General features: G+C 50.2%; 6 protein-coding genes. 3 read left to right on the top strand and 3 right to left on the bottom strand.

Annotated elements, in window-relative coordinates; genetic code table 11:
* Both I2H74_RS10125 and I2H74_RS10120 read left to right on the top strand, forming a co-directional pair.
* The coding region (locus I2H74_RS10125; RefSeq protein ID WP_229106543.1) for a VOC family protein at positions 1–631 on the top strand (631 nt) is incomplete at its 5' end.
* Entirely contained in the window at positions 615–1,241 is a 627-nt protein-coding gene (locus I2H74_RS10120) for an alpha/beta hydrolase (protein ID WP_195573836.1), read from the top strand. The genes I2H74_RS10125 and I2H74_RS10120, both read left to right, overlap by 17 nt.
* A 264-nt stretch (positions 1,242–1,505) precedes the next feature.
* On the opposite strand, the gene I2H74_RS10115 is transcribed toward I2H74_RS10120, so the two are convergent.
* Positions 1,506–2,360, bottom strand: a complete 855-nt coding sequence (locus I2H74_RS10115) for an SDR family oxidoreductase (protein WP_195573835.1) — start codon at positions 2,358–2,360, stop codon at positions 1,506–1,508.
* Between the two features lie 277 nt (positions 2,361–2,637).
* Here I2H74_RS10115 and I2H74_RS10110 point away from each other — a divergent pair, with 277 nt between their 5' ends.
* The gene (locus I2H74_RS10110; protein ID WP_195573834.1) at positions 2,638–3,087 is read left to right on the top strand and encodes a MarR family winged helix-turn-helix transcriptional regulator; all 450 of its coding nucleotides are present in this window, start codon (positions 2,638–2,640) and stop codon (positions 3,085–3,087) included.
* Between the two features lie 251 nt (positions 3,088–3,338).
* On the opposite strand, the gene I2H74_RS10105 is transcribed toward I2H74_RS10110, so the two are convergent.
* Entirely contained in the window at positions 3,339–4,376 is a 1,038-nt protein-coding gene (locus I2H74_RS10105; RefSeq protein WP_195573833.1) for a LacI family DNA-binding transcriptional regulator, read from the bottom strand.
* A gap of 200 nt (positions 4,377–4,576) precedes the next feature.
* Positions 4,577–5,770, bottom strand: coding sequence for a glycosidase (locus tag I2H74_RS10100; protein ID WP_195573832.1), 1,194 nt, complete (start codon positions 5,768–5,770; stop codon positions 4,577–4,579).
* Positions 5,771–5,847 lie beyond the last annotated feature (77 nt).

Raw genomic sequence — 5,847 nt, 5'->3', positions numbered from 1 at the left:
CGAAACGTACTTGAGATTCCGCGATGCTGCTGGTCTTCAGCTGGAGCTCGTCGAACGGGCTGAAGGCAGAGCGAGCCAATGGGCTTTTGGCGGCGTTCCCGTACAGCATGCGATCAAGGGCTTCGGCGGCGGCGTTCTGTTCAGCACGGCCCCTACAAAGACAGAGGCTGTACTTGAGCACATTCTTGGCCTTGAACGGATAGATGCAAATGAAGAGTATATTCGCTTCCGCAGCACGGCTGATCTTGGCAACATCGTCGACCTGAAGCTTGAGGCGATGCCGCGAGGCAACATGGGTGCAGGCACCGTTCATCATATCGCATGGCGTGCTCGCGATGATGAAGATCAGCAGGAGTGGAGAGCATGGGTGCGTGCCCAAGGACAGGCGCCTACACCGGTGCAGGACCGCAATTACTTTAACGCCATTTATTTCAGAGAAGAAGGCTCGATCCTGTTCGAGATTGCGACAGATCCACCAGGATTCGCTGTGGATGAGGAGCCTGAGCATCTTGGAGAAGCGTTGAAGCTTCCACCTCAGTACGAGAAATATCGTGCTCAGATCGAAGAGATTGTAGAACCCGTAACCGTTCGCATATTAGAGGAGGATAACGAACATGAAGCATATTTTTGAGCAAGGAACATCGAACACAGCACCTGTATTGCTGTTATTGCATGGAACAGGCGGCAATGAACGCGATTTGCTGCCGCTAGCGAAAATGGTTTCCCCAGAATCATCGGTTCTAAGCGTACGAGGCAACGTGCTGGAGAACGGCATGCCGCGCTTCTTCCGCCGCTTGAGCGAAGGCGTATTCGATGAGGCGGATCTGATCTTCCGCACATCAGAGCTTAACGCCTTCCTCGACGAGGCAGCAGAGCAGTATGGATTCGACCGCAATCGAATCGTTGCTGTGGGATATTCGAATGGAGCGAACATTGCTGGAAGCCTCCTGTTCCACAATAAGGACTCGCTTGCAGGAGCCATTCTATATCACCCAATGGTGCCGATCCGCAACAAAGAGCTGCCGGACATGACAGGGCTCCCTGTGTTTATTGGAGCGGGCACTAATGATCCGATCTGTACGGTGTCAGAGACGGAGGAGCTGACAGGTTTGCTAAAAGGAGCAGGGGCTAGCGTAAAGCTGCATTGGGACCATTACGGGCATCAGCTGTCGGCGACAGAGGTAGAGGCTTCTAAGCAATGGCTGATGGCAATGCGTAGTTTGAATGATTCAACTGAATAAATATTAGCCAGTAGGCTGAAAAAGCAAGAAGGGTGGATCTAAAGGTCCACCCTTTTTATCGTAGTATCTAAAGAACCAAACGATGTTCTTGATTCTTTGACGATGCAAAAGCAAAGCACGATTATCGTGAAAGAGAGTCCAATGGTCATTCCATTGGCGAATGAAGCTGTTTCAAATGGTCCTTGAAGAGAATCTGTTTAGCTTGGATCGTTCCCGTCCGATTATTGTGTGAGGTCGCAGAAGCCTCTTCCTTATAAAATGGACCTACTCGTCTTCCGACCAGCCTGTTTGCTTAAGGCTCCAATCCCAGAACACATTGGCAAGCTCGGCGTCCTTCGCCAGTTTGGATGTTGATGCTGGTTTTCTGCGGTAGAAATATTCACCGCTCACATTGGTCACCTCGTCACTTGATGCAAGATAAATGGCGGTGTCCGCACCTTCAGCAGGCGTGAGAAAGAATGGACGCAGCAGTCGATGCACGCTTCTTCCGAATCCACTCTTACGATCAACACCGATATCAGTGGATACCGCACCTGGATGAAGACAATTGGCGGTGACTCTCGTGCCCTGAAGCCGCTCTGCAAGTTGCTTCGTAAAGAGCACATTCGCGAGCTTGGAGTTCGCATATCCTTGCCAAACCGAATATCCTTTTGTTAAAAAAGGATCCCCCGCTTTGAAGCGTCCGATCTTATGCGCCCCGGACGATACCGTAATGATGCGGCCCTGCTCTGCCAGCAGGAGAGAAGGGAGCAGAAGCTGAGTCAGGAGGAAATGACCGAGATGATTAACGCCCATCATGCTCTCAAAGCCATCCTTTGTCTCGGTTCGCTTCAAGGAAACAACACCGGCATTATTCAGCAAAATGTCGAGCTTGTGATGATGCTTTCGCACTACATCCGCACAGCGGCGTATACTTGCAAGATCCCCCAGGTCGCACTGTACAAGCTCGAGCTTCTGCGAGCCGCTTTCCTGCTTTGCACGCTCAAGTGCCATGGACCCCCGTTCTTGATCTCGACAGGCCATCATGACGTAGGCGCCCTGCTTGGCAAGCGCAATGGTTGAAGCAAGCCCCATGCCGGCGTTCGCCCCTGTAATAAGAACGGTCTTGTGTCGCAGCATTTGTATCCCTCCAGACATAGAGAGTAGAATAAGTGAGGTGTGTCGCCGTTTTAAGTACATGTCTTTCTACACATCATAACATGGACTTGTTGGGGCTCACCTTTTATAATCACATAGGAACGTTTATCTTTAGTTAGGCGATAGGAAAATCGGATAATAAGAATTCCGCTATGTTTCAGCAGATAAAGCTGAACGGTATGACTTTCCTAGAATAACCACGATAGAGGGTTATCCCCAGATTCTAAATCCCACTTGAATAAGGAGCAGTAGAGGATATATGAAATATGATTTTAGGCAATACATAGGCATTTCCTTGCACAAGACGGATCTTATTCTGCTCGGGCAAGCGAAGCAGGTGATTGAGCCTCTTGGCGTCACGCCGGAGCAGAACCTTATTATGTTGCTTCTGTGGAGCGGGATGGAAGGGATTACGCAAAAAGAGATTGCCCTGCAGATCGGACGCGACCAGACGAATGTAGCCCGAATGCTGCTCAATCTGGAGCAGAAAGGATTTATTTCACGCACCCAAGGGAAGCAGGATCGGCGTGCGCTGCAGGTGTGGCTGACGGATAAGGGCAGAGAAATTGAAGCGTCTGTCATTGAAGCGACCCATTCGTTTCATGCGCGGCTTCTGAACGGCACGACGGAAGAAGAGGTTGAATGCTTTATGCGGGTGCTGAAGAAGCTTGAGCTGAATGCCGCGGCTGCTGCAGATGCGGAGCGATAGCGTTTTTTATAAGGGTAACCATTGGAAATGGCGGCGTTTGGATCTGTTAGCTTATCGAAAAGGCTGCCTAGATTACGAGTTCATACGATGCCACCAGTATGGAACGGCTTAATCAAAGGCGAACGATGATCCTTTTACAGGCCGGTCTGTCCTCTCGTTTATATGGCTTGGATGTCTAATACAACAATTCAACTATCGTATTAGACATCCGTATTCATTTCAGTTAGGCATAACCGTTCATGACCACTGATTCATCGTTCACCGTTCTTTTTCTCCGGATGATTTATCGGTTTAACCGTATCCCGATAGACAATCTTGCCTTGCACAACTGTTCTGCCGATCGTGGTATCAGGTCTATTGACCTTCTTCATGATGGCCTTTACTGCAGACTTCGCAAGCATCTCCATATCAACCTCAACAGTTGTCAGATGAGGCTCCGCCACAGTGGCGAAGATATCATTGTCATAGCCGACAACGGAGCAATCCTCTGGTACACGGTAGCCTTCCTTCTTCAGCTTCTCAATCAGGTAGCGAGCCACTTGATCGCAATTGCATACGAAGGCTGTCGGCATGCTTGCCGGGAGCTCAAGCTCGATTAGTGTCCCATGATCATCGCGGTCACGGATGATCCAATCAGGCTGCAGCGGGATTCGATGCTCCAGCAAAGCCTTGTAGAAGCCAAGGAAGCGATCTTGAATGCTGCTTGTGGAATAAATGTTTCCCATATAGGCAAGCTCTTCATGTCCTTCTCGAATCAGATAGCTGGTCAGCTCATAAGCACCGTAGAAGTTGTCCGTTACGATGGAATCGACAGCTGCCCCTTCTTGATAGAAGTCCAAGAAGAGCTTCGGAACGGTCATCTGCTGTACCGCTTCAATATACGAAGGCTTGATTTGTCCGAGCACAATGAAGCCATCGACCTTTTTCTCATAATAGATTCGGGGGAGATTGACCATTTCCTCATCCTGCATAGACAGGATATGTAGGATGCTGCTGTAGCCGTAAGATTCAAGCTGACTTGCAAGATGCTGATAGACGCGCAGGTAAAACGCATGGTTGACGTTCGTAAACTGCTCCGGAATCACAACGCCAATATTGTAAGTCAGGCCTTCTCTCATTGCACGGGCCGCGGTGTTCAAGCGATAGCCCATTTCCTTCGCTACCTCCTTGATGCGAGCCTTCAGCTCGTCGCTTACCCCATCCTTGTCATTAAGCGCCTTGGATACTGTCACGCTGCTGACGCCCAGCCGATCAGCAATATCACGCATCGTCACATGATCGTTCTTCATCTCTTCACCTCCTTCATAAGCACAGGTCGAAATCGCTATTAGTCAGTATACATGCTTACCATCATTTACGAAACTCTTGCGGCTTATCGAGATCATGAGACGATCAGCATACCTGAATACACCCTCACGCAGCTTATGAGCGAGCCGTGAGGGTGCATAAGGAAATATACAAATCATCGGCCTGTAACTTCGTACGATTATTAGATGGTTTGCTTGCTTTCCTTGGCGAGCAGCTTCAAGTTGTGCTCAATGAGCTCACCGCGCTGCTTCGCGTTATCGAGCGAGCGGAAGCGATCCTCTGGCGTGTTGAACGTATAGTCGACCAACTTCTCTATTGTGGTGGTCGCAACATGAATACGCGTATCGCTGGATGCATAGTAGATGAACACCTCGCCTTGTTCATTGACGACAGCGCCGTTGCAGAAGATGACGTTGGACACGTCGCCTACGCGCTCTTCATCGTAAGGGGCGATAAAGTGCCCGCCTGGCTTGGCAATTACCTTAGCCGGGTCGTTCAGATCGGTCGCAAATACATACAGCACATAGCGAAGCCCAGCTGCTGTGTTACGAACGCCATGGCCAATATGAATCCAGCCCCTATCAGTCTTGATCGGCGCAGGCCCTTGCCCGTTTTTCACCTCATAGACGGTGTGGTAGATACGCTCGTCAATCACGGTCTCTTGGTCAATGACAGGATGAGTGATATTCTCGCACAGACCCCATGCGATTCCGCCGCCGGTTCCTGTAGAAATGAATCCGTCCTGAGGACGCGTGTAGAAGGCATATTTGCCCTCGACAAATTCAGGGTGGAGGACGACGTTGCGCTGCTGCGGCGACTTGGTTGCAATATTCGGCAGGCGCTCCCATGTCTTCAGATCGCGTGTGCGAACCAGTCCGGCTTGCGCTGTCGCGCTTGAGGTATCATGCGGCGCAGCATCCGGATCCTTGCGCTCCGAGCAATAGATGCCATAGATCCAGCCATCCTCGTGCTTCACGAGCCGCATATCATACATATTGGTCTCGTCAGCATCGATGTCTTCCCATGTCAGCGGCTTGTCAATAAAATGGAAGTTGTCGATGCCATTGTCCGACACCGCAAGGGCAAAGAACGATTTGCGATCGACGCCTTCCGTGCGCACAACCAGATAGTAGCGTCCCTCATGGTAGATGGCGCCAGGGTTCAAGGTTGCATTTAAGCCAAGGCGCTCCATGAAGTAAGGGTTATGCTTCTGATCCAGATCGAATCTCCAGTGAATGGGAACATGGTGTCTAGTAATAACAGGATTCTCGTACCGATCATAAATGCCGTTATAAAAGTCTGCTTTTTTAACGTTAGGCTTTGTAAGGAGTGCTTCCTGCTGTTCTAGAAGCGCGTAGTATTGTTTATGAATCATGCCGTTTCCACCCTCTCCATGATTTCTAGGCACATGCGCCCATTATGGTACGGACATTTCCAAGGTCCGCTGATTCC

The sequence above is a fragment of the Paenibacillus sp. 1001270B_150601_E10 genome (genome assembly GCF_015558675.1).
In the GTDB taxonomy this organism is placed as follows: domain Bacteria; phylum Bacillota; class Bacilli; order Paenibacillales; family Paenibacillaceae; genus Paenibacillus_B.
Note: the sequence above shows the minus strand (reverse complement) of the source record. Positions and strands in the feature narration are given on the sequence as shown.